Source organism: Mycolicibacterium lutetiense (assembly GCF_017876775.1).
GTDB classification, from domain to species: Bacteria; Actinomycetota; Actinomycetes; order Mycobacteriales; family Mycobacteriaceae; genus Mycobacterium; species Mycobacterium lutetiense.
Window position 1 is genome coordinate 810,486 of the sequence record NZ_JAGIOP010000002.1, and the last position, 15,585, is coordinate 826,070.

A 15,585-nucleotide genomic window follows, 5' to 3' on the forward strand; every position below is an offset into this window, starting at 1 on the left:
ATTGCGCCGCCGACCGACGTAGAAGTACCTGGCGAAACCGTCCGTCGGGCTCGCATTGCGCCACCTCGGCGGTGACAAGAATTTACAAATCCCGATGATCGAAACGTCGCCAAAAAACTTTGGCAACTTTGGCCACATCAGTCCCGATCAGCGGTTTCTTGTCGGACGATCGAACTAGTGTTCGAGACATGATGGTCGGGTTTGTTCAGAACCGGAACGCGGTGCACACCGCGCTGGCCGGCTACCGGGCTGCGACCGCGTCGCTGGTCGATGCGGATTTCACGGGATTCGACACCGCAGAGTTGTTGGCGATGCAGTCCGAGCGCGAACAGCACGCCCGCACCGAAGCCATGATCGAACACCGCATCCAGTCCGCGCTGATGGCCCGCACCACCCCAGCAGAGATCGGTGCCAAGTCATGGACCGACGTCCTTGCCACCCGGATGAGGATCAGCCGCAAGGAAGCCTCACGCAGAGTGGCCGCAGCTGAGAACCTGGGCCCGCGATACGGCCTCACCGGCGAGGTGCTGGAACCAGCGCTGCCCGCGTGCGCCCAGGCGCTGCTGTCCGGGTCGATCAACACCGAACACATCACGATCATCGGCGACACAGTGGCGAAAACCGAAAAGTACGTCAGCCCTGCTGAACTCGCCCAGATCGAAACGGACCTGGTGATCGCAGCTACCCGCGACACCCCCGAAACACTGAAGGCCGCCGCCGACAAACTGTTGTATCTGCTCAACCAAGATGGCGACTCACCCGATGTCGCCGCCCACCTACGTGGCCTGCGTATCGGTAAGCAAGATCCCGACGGACTGGTTCATGTCCAGGGCTGGCTGGACCCCGAGGCAGCGGCATATCTGTCCACCGTCACCGGAGTGTGGGGCGCGCCAGGCATCAACAACCCCGACGATCCTGAGCCGCTACACAACCCGACACCCAACCCGCCCGAACCCGACGCCTCCCCCGACCATCAAGCGCAGAAGGAAGCGGCGGCCCGCGACACCCGGACCCAGTCTCAGCGCAACCACGACGCACTCAAAGTGGCGCTGCGCGAACTACTGATGTCCAAACGACTCGGCCGCCACGGCGGCCTGCCGGTCACCGTGGTCGTCTCCACCACCCTGGCCGAACTCGAAGCCGGGGCCGGGATTGCGGTCACCGGCTCGGGGATACGGATGCCGATGAAAGACCTGATCCGGTTGGCGTCCCACAGCTTTCAGTACCTCATCGTGTACGAGCACCACACTGCAGAGCCGCTCTACATGGCCCGCACCACGCGGCTGGCCACCAAAGCCCAACGACTCCTGCTCTACAACCGCGACCGCGGCTGCACCCGCCCCGGCTGCACCGCACCAGCCGACCACTGCCAGGCCCACCACGCCAAGGCCGATTGGCAACACGGCGGCCACACCGACGCCCCCGACCTCGCACTGAGCTGCGGACCCGACAACCGCCTGGTCGGACTCGGCTGGACCACCAGCGTCGACCCCGACACCGGCCGCATCCACTGGCACCCACCACCCCTGATGGATACCGCGCAAGACACCCTCAACCACCACTTCCGCCCCGAGGAACTCCTGATCCCCCCGGAGCCAGCTGGTTGACGGATCGAAACACCGAGCTCCAGCCGCGCTTACGAGCCTGCCGCGCTGACCGTGACCGGGATGCCGTTGAGTGCACCGTTTCCGGACGGCTCGTCGATGAAGTCGGGCAGCGACAGGACGTTGGTGTTCACCCCGGGTGCCGCGTTGGCGACACCCAGCCGGGTGCCCGGCCGGCCGTGTCCCCAGCCGTGCGGCATGGACACCACGCCGGGTTTGATCGCGTCGGTCACCTCGACGGGCACCACGATCTTGCCGGCAGTCGACGCCACTTCCGCGTTGTCGCCGTGGGCGATACCGCGCTCGGCGGCGTCGCGGCTGTGCATGAGCAGTGTGCACCGGTCGCGGCCCTTCATCAGCGAGCCCACGTTGTGTAGCCAGGAGTTGTTGGACCGCAGATGCCGCCGGCTGACCAGCACCAGATCATCGGAGGCACGATCGAGTCGCTCGGCCAATCGGGGCAGGTCGTCGAGCAGATACTGCGGTGCCACCCGGATCTTCTGGTCGGAGGTCCCGAGCACCTCGGGTACCCGGGGCACCATCGGACCGTAGTTGATCCCGTCCGGATGAGCCTTGAGCTTCTCCAAGGTCAGGCCGTCCGGGTTGTCGCCATACCGGTCGCCGAACGGGGCGGTCCGCAGCGTGAGATCGAGCATGCGTTCCGGGCCGCCATGGTCGTAGCGCTTGCGGATCTCGGCGCCGTCGAGCCCCTGGGTGAAGCACAGGTAATCGAACCAGCCGTCGTCGAGCGCGGCGATGTCGACGTCCTCGGCCGGAGTGCCGGTGCACAGCCCGGTCAACCGGATCAGAATCTCCCACTCCTCTGGCGCATCGGGATCCTCGCGATGGAAGACCGGCGGCGAGTAACGGGCGAAGCTGTTGATCGCCGCACCCAGCAGCAGATCGGCGGAATGCGGCTGCTCGAGCGCCGAGGCGCCGGGCAGGATGACATCGGCGTGCCTGGTGGTCTCGTTGAGCCACAGATCCACCGCGATCATCGCGTCGAGTAGCGGCAGCGCCTCGTCGAGTTTGTCGCCACCCGGAGTCGACAACACCGGGTTCCCGGCCACCGTGATCAGCGCCTTCAGCTGCCCCTCTCCGGGAGTGACGATCTCTTCGAGCATGCACGACACCGGAACCTGGCCCATCACCTCTTTGGCCCCGCGGACCCGGGTGCGGTAGCGGCCGAAGTTGGGCGCCCCGTCCTCCAGTCCCGGGATCGGCTGGCTGGTGACGGTCCAGGCGGTCGGAGTAGCGAACATTGCGCCGCCGGGGGTGTCGAAATGGCCTGTGACGATGTTGACCACGTCGACCAGCCAGCTGGCCAGGCTGCCGAACTCCTGATTGCAGGTGCCGATCCGGCCGTAAACCACCGCCCGGGGTGTGCCGGCCAGCTCGCGGGCCAGGCCGCGAATCCGCTCCGCATCGATACCCGTTACGGCAGAGACTCTTTCGGGCGACCAGTCGGCCACCACCTGTTGCAGCGCCGACACCCCGTCGAGGTGGCGCTCCAACTCGCCGAGGTTGGCCAGCCCTTCATCGAACACGGTGTGAACGATCCCGAGCAGCAGCGCCGCATCGGTGCCGGGCGTGATCGGCAACCACTCGTCGGCCTTGGCGGCGGTGGTGGTGCGCACCGGGTCGATGACGATCACCCTGCCGCGCTTACGGATACCATCGATGATGCCCATCACGTCCGGCGCAGCCAGCAGCGAGCCCTGTGACGCCGCGGGGTTGGCGCCCATGATCACCAACAGGTCGGTGCGCTGGATGTCCGGGGTCGGGAACGCCCACCAGCTGCCGTACATCAGGTGCGACGACAAGTTCTTCGGCCACTGGTCGATGGTCCCGGGCGAGTAGGTGATCGGCATACCGGACAGGCCCAGCAGGACCGCCGCGTAGCGCGACAACGAAAACGAGTGCGCCAGTGGGTTTCCGGTGTACGCCGCGACGGCACCGATGCCGTACTTCTCGATGACCGGCGCAAGCAGTTCGGTGCAGCGGCGGAATGCGGTGTCCCAGTCGACCTCGGACCACTGACCGTCGATCTTGATCATCGGCCGGCGGATCCGGTCGGGGTCGTCGTGCAGCCCGGCCAGTGACGCGCCCTTCGGGCAGATGTGCCCCGCACTCCACTGGTCGGCCTTGTTCGGCCGAACGCTGGCAACCTTGCCGCCCGAGACCTGGACCTCCAAGCCGCACATGGCTTCACACAGCGGACAGGCGTGCAGATGGAGGCCGTCCTCGCCGACGTTGGCGATTCTTCTCGGCGCATTACCCATCAGCGACCTCCGGACGTTGTTACGGGTGACAACACACGTAACAACATCCTGGCACCGAACGGCGCCGAGGTTCCCGATGTCCGGGACGTGCCCTACTGCTCGGGGTTGTCCTGGACCGAGCCCTGAACGGCCGCGGCGGCGGCGCGGATCTGCGGGGTTACCAGCATCACCTGGCCCAGCACCCCGTTGACGAACCCGGGCGAGTCGTCGGTGGACAGCTCTTTGGCAAGCTCGACGGCCTCGTCCACGGCCACGGGCTCCGGGACGTCGTCGGCGTGCAGCAGTTCCCAGACCGCCACACGCAGGATGGCGCGGTCCACGGCGGGCAGCCGTTCCAGCGTCCACCCCTGCAGGTGGGCGGAGATGAGATCGTCGATGTGGGCGGCGTGCTCGGTCACACCACGTGCCACCGACACCGTGTAGGGATTGAGCGGACTGACGTCCTCCTGGTCCTCGGCAAGCGCGGCACGGCCATCGGCCACCGCCTCCGCCGTCAGACCGCGGGCCTCAGCCTCGAACAGCAGATCGACGGCCCGCTTGCGGGCCTGGTGACGGCCCCGGTCACCGCGGCGGTCAGGCATGGTCAGCCATTCACGCGGCCGAGGTAGTTGCCGTCACGGGTGTCTACCTTGAGCTTGTCACCGGTGTTGATGAACAGCGGAACCTGGATCTCGGCGCCGGACTCCATGGTGGCCGGCTTGGTGCCGGCGCTGGAGCGGTCGCCCTGCAGGCCCGGTTCGGTGTGGGCGACCAGGAGTTCGACGGACACCGGCAGTTCCAGGTACAGCGGCGCGGACTCGTGGAAGGCGATCTGCACAGGCAGGCCTTCCAGCAGGAAATCGGCCAAGCGGCCGACGAGCGCCTCGGACAACGGATGCTGGTTGAAGTCTTCGGAATCCATGAAGACGAAGTCGCTGCCGTCGCGGTACAGGTAGGTGGCGTCGCGGCGGTCCACGGTGGCGGTCTCCACCTTCACGCCGGCGTTGTAGGTCTTGTCGACGACCTTGCCGGACACCACGTTCTTCAGCTTCGTGCGGACGAAGGCCGGGCCTTTGCCGGGTTTGACGTGCTGAAACTCCACGATCTGCCACAGCTGGCCGTCGATCTGCAGGACAAGCCCGTTCTTGAAGTCGGCAGTCGATGCCATGAGGGTGCTGCTCCTAAGTTTCTGTCACAAGATGGCCAGTTCTTTGGGGAACCGGGTAAGCAGGTCGGGCGCCGCCTCGCCCACGACCAGGGTGTCCTCGATCCGGACACCGCCGCGATCGGGCAAGTAGACACCGGGCTCAACGGTGACCGCAGAGCCAGCAAGCAGTGTACCGGCGGCCGTGGCGTTGATTCCCGGCGCTTCGTGGATCTGCAGTCCGACGCCGTGGCCGAGTCCGTGGCCGAAGTGGTCGCCGTAACCGGCATCGGCGATGACCTGGCGCGATGCGGTGTCCACGGCGCTGAGCGAAACGCCGGGGGCCAGCGCGTCGCACCCGGCCTGCTGCGCGGTCGCGACCAGGCCATAGATATCACGCTGCCACTGCGCCGCCGGGCCCAGCACGAACGTGCGCGTCATGTCGGAGTGATAGCCCTCCACCAGGGCGCCGAAGTCGATCTTCACGAAATCCCCGGCGGCCAGCACGGCATCAGTGGGCCGATGGTGCGGGATGGCGGAGTTCGCGCCCGTCGCCACGATCGTCTCGAAGGACGGTCCGTCGGCGCCGTGGTCGAGCATCAGAGCTTCGAGTTCGTTGCGGACCTCCCGCTCGGTGCGGCCGGGCCGCAGACCGCTGCGTTCCAGGAGATCCATGAGCGCCGCGTCGGCGGCCTCACAGGCCAACCGCAGCATCGCGATCTCCCCGGCATCCTTGACCTCCCGCAGGGCCTCCACCGTGCCGGCCGCACGTACCCACTCGACCGAATCACCGGCCGCCTTTCTCAGGGCCGTGTAGGCGTCCACGGTCACCACATGGCTCTCGAAGCCCAACCGCAGGGCGCCGACTCGGGCGGCGCGCCCGGCCAGATGCGACCCGCAGGCCCGCTCGATGACCACTTCGGCGTCCGGTGACTGATGCGCGGCTTGCGTGCGGTAGCGCCCATCGGTGGCCAGCACCGGCACGACATCCTCGGCGAGAATCAGCAGGGCCGCGTTCGAACCGGTGAATCCGGACAGATAACGCACGTTGACCAGGTCAGTTACCAGCATCGCGTCCAGGCCGGATTCGGCCAGCCGACGGCGCAGCCGGTCTCTGCGCTGGGAAATAGTCACGGTCGGTGACGCTACTCGCTACAGTGTGCCCCCATGAGCAAGTGGTTACTGCGCGGAGTGGTGTTCGCAACAGCGATGGTCATAGTGCGCTTATTGCAAGGAGCACTGATCAACGCCTCGCCGGGTAACGCCACCTGGTTCAGCCTGGGCCTGGTCACGTTGTTCGGAATAGGCGTGTTGATCTGGGGTCTACTGGACGGCCAGACCGACGCACGCAACAATCCGGACCCGGATCGTCGCGCCGACATGGCGATGACCTGGCTGGTCGCCGGCCTGTTCGCCGGTGTCGTCAGCGGCCTGGTGGCGTGGTTCATCGGGCTCTTCTACAAGAGCCTCTACACCGATGCGCTCGTCAACGAGGTCACCACGTTCGCGGCTTTCACCGCGCTGCTGGTGTTCCTGCTGGGTGTGGCCGGTGTGACGGTGGGCCGCTGGCTGGTGGACCGTAAGGCCCCGCCGCAGCCCCGCCAACGCCACCATGGCCTGGCCGCCGACGATCGCGCCGACACCGACGTGTTCGCCGCTGTGAGCGCGAACGGCGCCACGGAAACCCCAGACACCACGCAACCCGTCGACTACCCCGACCAGCCCAAGCAGTAGCGATCCCCTGCCCGCGAGGGCAGAGCAGAATTCTCCGCGCAGGTGGCGCAGGCGATCAGGCCCGCGCCACTTCTGCGTATGCGGCCACCAACAGTGACGGGTCCGGCCCTTCCAGCCGGCCCGGCTTGGCCAGCCCGTCCAGCACCACGAACCGCAGTACGCCCGAGCGGTTCTTCTTGTCGCCTGCCATGTAGTCCATCAACTGGGGCAGAGCGTCGCCGTCGTAGCTGACCGGCAACCCGAGCGCGGTCAGCACCGAGCGGTGCCGGTCGGCGGTCTTGTCGTCGAGACGCCCCGCCAGGCGGCCCAACTCGGCCGCGAACACCAGGCCCACCGACACGGCGGCGCCGTGGCGCCACTTGTACCGCTCGCGGCGCTCGATGGCGTGCGCGAGGGTATGGCCGTAGTTGAGGATCTCGCGCAACTGCGATTCGCGTTCGTCGGCAGCAACCACCTCGGCCTTGACGGTGATCGCGCGCCGGATGAGTTCGGGCAGGACGGTCCCGGTGGGATCCAGGGCCGCCTCCGGATCGGCCTCGATCAGATCGAGGATCACCGGGTCGGCGATGAAGCCGGCCTTCACGATCTCGGCCATTCCGGCGATGATCTCGTTGCGCGGCAAGGTTTCCAGTGTCGCGAGATCTACCAGCACAGCGGCCGGCTGATGGAACGCGCCGACGAGGTTCTTGCCGGCTTCGGTGTTGATCCCGGTCTTGCCGCCCACCGCCGCGTCGACCATGCCCAGCAGGGTGGTCGGCACGTGCACGATGTCGACGCCCCGCAGCCAGGTGGCCGCAGCAAAGCCCGCGACATCGGTGGCCGCTCCCCCACCCAGGCTGACGACGGCGTCCTTACGACCAATGCCGATGCGCCCCAGCACTTCCCAGATGAATCCGACGACGGGCAGTTCCTTGCCCGCCTCGGCATCCGGAATTTCGATACGGTGGGCTTCAATTCCCTTGTCGGCCAAGTGTTGCCGGATGGCTTCAGCGGTCTGGGTGAGGACCGGCTGATTCAGGATCGCCACCTTGTGACGGCCCTCGAGCGTGTTTCCCAGCTCGCCGAGCAGGCCGGTTCCGATGATGACCGGGTAAGGCCGGTCCACCAGTACCTCGACGATTACCGGGTCAGTCATTGTTGTCGCTCCGCGTTGCGCGCGGCCAGGGCCGCTGGGGTGGGTATGGCTTTCGATTCAGGTTCGGATGCGGTCGTGCCGCCGGCGGACTCGGAACCGGACGGGGATCCGGAGGCCGCGCCACGCCGCCACGGCGGACGCCGCCGGCGCCGCCTCGTCGTTTTCGGCTGCTCGTCCTGCTTCTGGGGCTGCTTCTGGATCGGGTGGTTCTCCAGTCGCGTGACGATCGTGCGGACCACCGCACCGGGGTTGCGCCGGTTGGTGTTGATCCGCATGGTCGCGACCCGACGGTAGAGCGGCACCCGTTCGGACATCAGGGCACGGTACTTCTCGGCGCGGTCAGGCCCGGCCAGCAGCGGCCGGACCGTGGAACCACCGGTGCGGCGCACCCCCTCGGCCGCACTGATCTCCAGGTACACGACGGTGTGCCCGGCCAACGCCTCACGCACTCCAGGGGTGGTGACCGCGCCGCCCCCAAGGGACAGCACGCCGTCGTGGTCGGCCAGTGCCGAGCGGATGACCTCTTCCTCGATACGGCGGAACTCCGCCTCGCCGTCGGTGGCGAAGATGTCGGCGATCTTGCGGCCGGTGGTCTCCTCGATCGCGGCGTCGGTATCCAGCATGGTGAGGTTCAGCGCCTTGGCCAACCGGCGGCCGATGGTCGACTTGCCCGAGCCCGGCAGGCCGATCAGTACCGCCTTGGGGGCCATCAGCCCAGGGCCTGCGCCGCCGGCTCGCGCTCGGCGACGGCCCGCAGGTAGGCGTCGATGTTGGCGCGGGTCTCGGTCAAGGAGTCCCCACCGAACTTCTCCAACACGGCGCGGGCCACCACCAGCGCGACCATGGTCTCCACCACCACACCGGCGGCCGGTACCGCGCAGACGTCGGAACGCTGGTGAATGGCAACGGCTTCTTCACCGGTCGCCATGTCGACGGTGGCCAGTGCCCGCGGGACGGTCGAGATCGGCTTCATCGCGGCCCGGACCCGCAGCGCCTGGCCGTTGGTCATGCCGCCTTCCAGTCCGCCGGCCCGATTCGTCGAGCGCAGGATGCCGTCGGGGCCGGGGTACATCTCATCGTGCGCGACGCTGCCGCGGCGGCGTGCGGTCTCGAAACCGTCGCCGATCTCCACGCCCTTGATCGCCTGGATGCCCATCACCGCGGCGGCCAGCTGGCTGTCGAGGCGGTTGTCGCCGCTGGTGAACGAGCCCAATCCGATCGGCAGACCCGCGACCACAACCTCGACCACACCGCCGAGGGTGTCGCCGTCCTTCTTGGCATCTTCGATCTCGGCGATCATCGAGGACTCGGCGTCCTTGTCGAACGCCCGGACCGGGCTGTCGTCGATCGCCTCCAGATCGGAGAACTGCGGCGGCGGGCCGTCGTAGGGCTTGGACGCACCGATGGAGATGACGTGGGAGACGACCTCGACACCGAGGGCCGCCCGCAGGAACGCCCGGGCCACGGTGCCTGCCGCCACCCGCGCAGCGGTCTCGCGGGCACTGGCACGTTCCAGCACCGGGCGGGCATCGTCGAATCCGTACTTGAGCATGCCTGCGTAATCGGCATGCCCGGGGCGGGGACGGGTCAGCGGGGCGTTGCGCGCTGAATCTTTTTCGGCAAGCAGGCTCTGGTCGACCGGGTCCGGAGACATCACCGTCTCCCACTTGGGCCACTCGGTGTTGCCGATCTCGATGGCGATCGGCCCGCCCAGGGTGGCGCCGTGCCGCACCCCGGCCAGCATCGTGACCTGGTCCTGTTCGAACTTCATCCGGGCGCCCCGGCCGTAGCCGAGGCGACGACGCTTCAGCTGTGCCCCGATCTCCTCGGAGGTGATGGGCACACCTGCAACCATGCCTTCGACCATCGCCACCAGGGCACGGCCATGAGATTCACCTGCGGTAGTCCATCGCAACACGGCTGTCATTCTCCCACGTGGGGTTTGCCTCCCCGAAATCCGTGGTTGTCGGCGACGAAGCTAGGCCAGAACCAGGGCAACCGCTACCGCGCTGGCGGCACACATCGAGGGTCCGTGCGGCACGGTCCGGATACCGCGCGCGGCCGCACCGAGTGCCAGGACTGCGGTGAACATCGGGGCGGCCAACGCCGCCAGTAGCCACACATCGATTCCGAACGCACCCGTCATCGCACCCAACCCGACCGCGAGTTTGACGTCGCCGCCGCCCATGGCCCGTGGCGATACCAGGTGCACCAGCAGGTACAGCACCGACAATGTCGCCGCGCCGGCCAGTGCGGCGAGACCGCGTCCACCCAGTGTCGCCGCGCCGAGAACCAGCACCGCGCCGGGAAACGTCAACCAGTTCGGCAACCTGCGTTCGGCAATGTCATATCCGCTCAACGCCAGTAGCCAGGCACCTGCGATGGCGGCTGCCCCCACCCCCATCTACCGAGGCTAAGCCCCAATCAGCGCGTCTCTCATCGCCTGTTTGGGAGCCGCCCGGCCGGTGAACTGCTCCACCTGGGCGAACGCCTGATTCAGCAGCATCTGCAGCCCGTTGATCGCCTCACCGCCTGCGGCCTCGACCGCCTCGGCCAGCGGGGTGGGCCATGGGTCGTAGATGGCGTCGAGCAGTCGCGGCACCGCTGCCAGGGTGCCCGCGTAGGCGGCCGCTGCGTCGGCCGGGATGGTGCTGACGGCGGTGTCCGCGGTGGCCACCGCGTCGCTCAGCGCTGAGCTGCCGATGTCGCACCAGCTGCTGTGCGCCCCACAGCGACCGGCCAACTCCACCAACCGTGCAGCTTTGCCCTCGTCGCGCGCCACGATGGTGATCCGCTGCACGCCGAGTTCGGCCAGGGCCACGACGGCCGCCGGGGCCGTGCCGCCGGATCCGATGACCAGCGCCGAATCGCCTGCCGTGCCGAGCGCGCCGATCACTCCGTCGACATCTGTGTTGTCGGCGCGCCAACCGCCCGTGGGCATCCGGACCAGGGTGTTGGCTGAGCCCACCAATTCGGCGCGTTCGGTGCGCTGATCGGCGAACTCCAGTGCGGCGAACTTGCCGGGCATGGTGACCGAAAGGCCGACCCATTCCGGGCCCATGGCGCTGACGAGTCCGGGCAGTTGTTCGGCCGTGCACTCGATGCGCTCATAGGTCCACGACGACAGCCCCAGCGCCTGGTAGGCAGCCAGATGTAGCTGCGGCGACCGCGAATGGGTGATCGGGGAGCCTAGAACAGCCGCGCTGCGGCTTCCGCTATCGGGCACGGCGGCGGGCCGCCTATCGGGCACTGTCGAGGACACCGTTGTTCTGCGCCAGTTCGATGTTGGCCAGGTGTTGGTCGTAGTCGCGGGTGAACAACGTGGTGCCCTGCAGATCGATGGTCACGAAGTACAACCAGTCCCCTGCCGCCGGATGCTCGGCCGCGGCCAGCGCCTCGATGCCGGGCGAGCAGATCGGTGTCTGCGGAAGGCCTTGACTCATATAGGTATTCCACGGCGTGGTCTTGGCCCGGTCGCCATCGGTGGTCGCCACTTCCTGGCGGTCCAGCGGATAGTTCACGGTCGAGTCGAACTCCAGCTTGCGGTGTTCGGCCAGACGGTTGTAGATCACCCGGGCGACCTTGTCGAAGTCCTGCGGCTTCGCCTCGCGTTGCACCAGGGAACCGACCGTGAGGATCTGGTACGGCGACATCTGCATTGCGGCGGCCGTGTCGAGCAGACCGCTCTCGGTGTAGACGGTCGCGCTGGCGCCGATCAGGGTGGACAGGATGTCCTGTGCCGACCCCGCCGGATCCACGTTCCAGGTGCCGGGTGCGATCAGCCCCTCCAGCCGCCGGTGATCGTTGGGCATCGCCGCGACCGGAGCCGCCGCCCATTCCGGTACCGCCAACGCGGCAGCGGGTGCCGATTGCGCGGCGGCGCGCAGCTGATCGACCGGCACGCAGCGCTGTGTGCCGTCGAGTTCGACGCAGGAGGCCTGCGAGATCAGGGCGAAGATGCCTTGTGTGACGGCCTTGGTCTTGACATCCGCGGTGTCGTCGAGCTGGCGTCCCTCCGGGATGGTCAGCTTGCCCACCCGGCTTTCCGGATCGGCCAGGCGCGCAACGGCACTGGCCGCCGGGATCTCGGTGCGCAGCTTGTAGAAGCCGGGTTGAATCGCCGAGATCGCCTCGTTCTGGTGGGCCGCGTCGACAAACGACTTGACCGTGGCGACCACCTTCTGGTCTTGCAGGGTTTTGGCGATGGCCGTCGTGGAGTCGCCGTCGTGGACCTGGATGACGACATCGGCGAGGCCGTCACCGGCGTAGTCGCCGGTGGTCCCGGACATGCCGTGCCACAGTTTGGAACCCAGGAACACCGCGCCGATCACCACCATGATGAGTGCGGCGAGTGAGAGGCCGCGGGTGGCGCGTCGCTTCCGGTCGCTACGGGCTTTGCGGGCCCGCTCGGCCTTGCTCATCCCGCGGCGCGGTGGTCCGATCGCCTCGGGCTCGGCCTTGTCGGCACCCCACTTCTCAGCCATCCATGCCCTCTCCGCGCGCGGACAGAGCCGCACGCCGCTGATCCAGCCAGCTTTGCAGAATGCCCACGGCTGCGGCCTGGTCGATCATCGCCTTCTGCCCCTTTGCCCGGACCCCCGCTTCGCGCAACGATCGCTGCGCCGACACAGTAGTCAGCCGTTCGTCAGCCAACCGCACCGGTATGGGGGCGATCCGACGGGCCAGCAGTTCGGCGAGTGCGACGGCGTCGACGGCGGAGGTGCCGGCCCGGTCCGCGAGGGTGCGTGGCAGCCCGACGACGACCTCGACGGCCTCGTACTCGCCGATCAGGGTCACCAGCCGGCGCAGGTGCTTGCCCGACCGGTCCCGCTTGTCCCGCTGCACGGTCTCGACCGGGGTGGCCAATATCCCGTCGGGATCGCAACTGGCCACGCCGATCCGCACGGTGCCGACGTCGATGCCGATGCGCCGCCCACGTCCGGGGTCATCGTCCCCTGGGCGGTCCGGTAACCGATCGTCGATCGTGCCGGGCACGACGGCTAGCCCCGGCCGATCTCGGCGCGCAGCGCGGCCAATGCCGCGTCGATACCCGCCGCCCCCTTACCGGAACCTTGTGCCATGTCCGCCTTGCCGCCCCCGCGGCCGTTGACCGCCGCGCCGAACTGCTTGACCAGTTCGTTGGCGCGCAGGCCCAGATCCTGTGCCGCTGGGTTGACCGCCACCACGAAGGGCACCGAGTCGTCCTCGCCCTCGGCGATCAGGGCGACCACCCCGGGGTCGGAGCCGAGCTTGCCCTTGATGTCGCCGACGAGGCTGCGCAGATCACCGGCCGACATGCCGCCGGCCATGCGTTGTGCGACCACGCGCACCTTGCCGATGGTCTCCGCACCTGCGGCCGCGTTGGCCGCGGCGGCCCGGGCGTTGGCCAGACGGGCCTTGTCGAGTTCCTTCTCGGCCGCCTTGAGTCGTTCCACCAGGTTCGCCACCCGGGCGGGCACCTCTTCAGACGGCACCTTCAGCGACGAGGCCAGTCCTGCCATCAGGGCACGTTCCTTGGCCAGATGGCGGAAGGACTCCAGCCCGACGTAGGCCTCGACGCGGCGCACCCCGGACCCGACCGAGGATTCGCCGAGGATGGTGACCGGTCCGATCTGGGCCGAGTTGTGTACGTGGGTGCCGCCGCAGAGTTCCAGCGAGAACGGCCCACCGATATCGACCACCCGCACCTCGTCGGGGTAGTTCTCCCCGAACATCGCCATCGCGCCCATCGCCTTGGCCTTATCCAGGGCGGTGAGGAACGTGTTCACCTGGTAGTCGGCCTCGACGGCCTCGTTGGTGACCACTTCGATCTGCGAGCGCTGGTCTTCGGTCAACGCGCCCTGCCAGTTGAAGTCGAACCGCAGATAACCGGGACGGTTCAGCGAACCCGCCTGAACGGCGGTGGGGCCCAGCACCTGTCGCAATGCGGCGTGCACCATGTGGGTACCGGAGTGCCCCTGCGTGGCACCGCGACGCCACTTCGGATCCACTGCGGCGGTGACGGTGTCGCCCTCGACGAATTCTCCGGACTCCACGTTGATCCGGTGCGCCCACAGGGTTTTGGCGATCTTCTGCACATCGGTGACCGCAGCCTTGGCGGTGGCCGACGAGCCCGTGCCGGAAATCGCACCCTCATCGGCGATCTGGCCGCCCGACTCGGCGTAGAACGGGGTGCGGTCCAAGATCAGTTCGACGCGCTCGGCGTCGACGTCCTCGTGGGTCACCACCGGCACCCGCTTGCCGTCCACAAAGATTCCGAGAATGCGTGCCTCAGTGGACAATTCATCGAAGCCGGTGAACTCGGTGGGTCCGGCGTCGACCAGCTCGCGGTACGCCGAAAGATCGGTGTGGGCCTGCTTGCGCGCGGCGGCATCGGCCTTCGCGCGCTGACGTTGCTCGGCCATCAACGAGCGGAAGCCCTGCTCATCGACGGACAGGCCGGCCTCGGCTGCCATCTCAAGGGTGAGGTCGATCGGGAAACCGTAGGTGTCGTGCAAGGTAAATGCGTCGGCGCCGGAGAGCCTGGAGATTCCCGCGTGCTTCGTCTTCGCGGCGGCGTCGTCGAACAGCCTCGAGCCTGCGACCAGGGTGCGGTTGAACGCCGTCTCCTCGGCCACCGCGATGCGGTGGATCCGTTCGAAGTCGGTGACCAGTTCCGGATACGACGGGCCCATCTCGTCGCGCACGGTGGTCATCAGCCGACTCATGATCGGCTCGTCGACACCGAGCAGCTTGGCGGCGCGGATGATGCGGCGCAGCAACCGCCGCAGCACGTAACCGCGGCCCTCGTTTCCGGGGCTGACACCGTCGCCGATGATGATCGCCGCGGTACGACTGTGATCGCCGATGATGCGGTAGCGGACATCGTCCTCGTGACTGCCCTTGCCGTAACCGCGGGGGGCGATCCCGGCGACCACGTCGATGACCGGCTTGACCAGATCGGTCTCGTAGACGTTGTCCACGTCCTGAAGCAGGCAGGCGATCCGCTCGACACCCATGCCGGTGTCGATGTTCTTGCGCGGCAGCGGGCCGAGGATCTCGTAGCCCTCCTTGGCGGGGCCCTCCCCGCGCTCGTTCTGCATGAACACGAGATTCCAGATCTCGATATAGCGGTCTTCGTTGGCCTCGGGGCCGCCCTCGATGCCGTACTCCGGGCCGCGGTCGTAGTAGATCTCCGAACACGGTCCGCACGGCCCGGGGATGCCCATCGACCAGTAGTTGTCGACCATGCCGCGGCGCTGGATGCGCTCGAGCGGCAGCCCGGCGACCTCCTGCCACAGCGAGATCGCCTCGTCGTCATCCAGATAGACCGTCGCCCACAGTCTTTCCGGGTCGAATCCGTAGCCGCCGTCGCTGACCGGGTTGGTCAGCAGGGTCCAGGCCAGCTCGATGGCGCGCTTCTTGAAATAGTCGCCGAACGAGAAGTTGCCGGCCATCTGGAAGAAGGTGTTGTGCCGGGTGGTGATACCGACTTCTTCGATGTCGGGGGTGCGGATGCACTTCTGCACGCTGGTGGCGGTGTTGTACGGCGGGGTGCGCGCACCGAGGAAATAGGGCACGAACTGCACCATGCCGGCGTTGACGAACAACAGGTTGGGGTCGTCGAGGACCACCGAGGCGCTGGGCACCTCGGTGTGGCCCGCCTTCACGAAATGATCGAGGAAGCGCTTCCTGATCTCGTGTGTCTGCACGTTGTTCGTGTCCTCG

General features: G+C 67.5%; 14 protein-coding genes. 2 read left to right on the plus strand and 12 right to left on the minus strand.

Annotated features, from left to right (window positions below; translation table 11 throughout):
* Window positions 1-188: 188 nt before the first annotated feature.
* A complete protein-coding gene (locus JOF57_RS13160; RefSeq protein WP_209917069.1) occupies window positions 189-1,607 on the plus strand; it encodes an HNH endonuclease signature motif containing protein in 1,419 nt (472 codons plus the stop codon).
* A 29-nt stretch (window positions 1,608-1,636) separates the two neighbouring features.
* On the opposite strand, the gene JOF57_RS13165 is transcribed toward JOF57_RS13160, so the two are convergent.
* From JOF57_RS13165 to JOF57_RS13180, 4 genes are all read right to left on the minus strand, one after another.
* Window positions 1,637-3,886, minus strand: coding sequence for a molybdopterin-dependent oxidoreductase (locus tag JOF57_RS13165; protein ID WP_209917071.1), 2,250 nt, complete (start codon window positions 3,884-3,886; stop codon window positions 1,637-1,639).
* Window positions 3,887-3,978: 92 nt separating this feature from the next.
* Window positions 3,979-4,467: a transcription antitermination factor NusB gene (nusB, locus tag JOF57_RS13170; protein ID WP_209917073.1), complete on the minus strand. Its 489-nt coding sequence runs from the start codon at window positions 4,465-4,467 to the stop codon at window positions 3,979-3,981.
* 2 nt (window positions 4,468-4,469) lie between these two features.
* Window positions 4,470-5,033 (minus strand): elongation factor P, encoded by a 564-nt coding sequence (gene efp / locus JOF57_RS13175; RefSeq protein ID WP_209917075.1) that lies wholly within the window; start codon window positions 5,031-5,033, stop codon window positions 4,470-4,472.
* A 24-nt stretch (window positions 5,034-5,057) separates the two neighbouring features.
* Window positions 5,058-6,143, minus strand: a complete 1,086-nt coding sequence (locus JOF57_RS13180; RefSeq protein WP_209917078.1) for a M24 family metallopeptidase — start codon at window positions 6,141-6,143, stop codon at window positions 5,058-5,060.
* Window positions 6,144-6,176: 33 nt separating this feature from the next.
* Here JOF57_RS13180 and JOF57_RS13185 point away from each other — a divergent pair, with 33 nt between their 5' ends.
* On the plus strand, window positions 6,177-6,743 hold the full coding sequence (locus tag JOF57_RS13185) for a B-4DMT family transporter (protein WP_209917080.1): 567 nt from the start codon (window positions 6,177-6,179) through the stop codon (window positions 6,741-6,743).
* Between the two features lie 55 nt (window positions 6,744-6,798).
* Here the strand turns inward: JOF57_RS13185 and aroB are convergent, their stop codons facing one another.
* The 8 genes from aroB to alaS are packed head-to-tail and all read right to left on the minus strand — an operon-like array spanning window position 6,799 to window position 15,569.
* Window positions 6,799-7,878: a 3-dehydroquinate synthase gene (gene aroB / locus JOF57_RS13190; protein WP_209917082.1), complete on the minus strand. Its 1,080-nt coding sequence runs from the start codon at window positions 7,876-7,878 to the stop codon at window positions 6,799-6,801.
* The gene (locus JOF57_RS13195) at window positions 7,875-8,588 is read right to left on the minus strand and encodes a shikimate kinase (protein ID WP_209917084.1); all 714 of its coding nucleotides are present in this window, start codon (window positions 8,586-8,588) and stop codon (window positions 7,875-7,877) included. Before JOF57_RS13195 ends, aroB begins: the two co-directional genes overlap by 4 nt.
* A complete protein-coding gene (gene aroC / locus JOF57_RS13200; protein WP_209917086.1) occupies window positions 8,588-9,796 on the minus strand; it encodes a chorismate synthase in 1,209 nt (402 codons plus the stop codon). Before aroC ends, JOF57_RS13195 begins: the two co-directional genes overlap by 1 nt.
* A 60-nt stretch (window positions 9,797-9,856) precedes the next feature.
* Complete coding sequence (locus JOF57_RS13205) at window positions 9,857-10,282, minus strand: prepilin peptidase (RefSeq protein ID WP_209917089.1); 426 nt, start codon at window positions 10,280-10,282, stop codon at window positions 9,857-9,859.
* 9 nt (window positions 10,283-10,291) lie between these two features.
* On the minus strand, window positions 10,292-11,128 hold the full coding sequence (locus JOF57_RS13210; protein WP_209917091.1) for a shikimate dehydrogenase: 837 nt from the start codon (window positions 11,126-11,128) through the stop codon (window positions 10,292-10,294).
* Window positions 11,118-12,362, minus strand: a complete 1,245-nt coding sequence (locus tag JOF57_RS13215) for an endolytic transglycosylase MltG (RefSeq protein ID WP_209917092.1) — start codon at window positions 12,360-12,362, stop codon at window positions 11,118-11,120. The genes JOF57_RS13210 and JOF57_RS13215 overlap by 11 nt, the downstream gene beginning before the upstream one ends.
* A complete protein-coding gene (gene ruvX, locus JOF57_RS13220; protein ID WP_209917094.1) occupies window positions 12,355-12,873 on the minus strand; it encodes a Holliday junction resolvase RuvX in 519 nt (172 codons plus the stop codon). The genes JOF57_RS13215 and ruvX overlap by 8 nt, the downstream gene beginning before the upstream one ends.
* A 5-nt stretch (window positions 12,874-12,878) precedes the next feature.
* Entirely contained in the window at window positions 12,879-15,569 is a 2,691-nt protein-coding gene (gene alaS, locus JOF57_RS13225; RefSeq protein WP_209917096.1) for an alanine--tRNA ligase, read from the minus strand.
* Window positions 15,570-15,585: the final 16 nt, after the last annotated feature.